The organism is Pauljensenia sp. UMB3104, from assembly GCF_030217285.1.
Taxonomy (GTDB): domain Bacteria; phylum Actinomycetota; class Actinomycetes; order Actinomycetales; family Actinomycetaceae; genus Pauljensenia.
In genome coordinates, this window is record NZ_JASONN010000294.1 from 1 (window position 1) to 274 (window position 274).

Annotated in this window: 1 protein-coding gene; it reads right to left on the reverse strand. The window is 61.3% G+C overall.

The window, feature by feature from the left end:
• Positions 1 to 274: glutamate--tRNA ligase family protein (locus tag QP415_RS11765; protein ID WP_285100200.1), on the reverse strand; the 274-nt coding region annotated here is incomplete at both ends.

Genomic DNA, 274 nt, shown 5'->3' on the forward strand with positions numbered 1-274 from the left:
GCCCTCACCCATGACGTAAGGCAGGTGACCGAAGCGAGGCATGAACTTGGCGATGCCGAGTTCTTCGAGTGCGCGATAGAGAACAATCTGGCGCGGGGTGGAGGACAGCAGGTCTTCGCCACGCAGAACGTGCGTGATCTCCATCAGTGCATCGTCGACCGGGTTCACCAGCGTGTAGAGCGGGTGGCCGTTGGCACGCACGATGACATAGTCCGGCACCGAGCCGGCCTTGAAGGTGATCTCACCGCGGATCAGGTCCGTGAACGTGATGTCC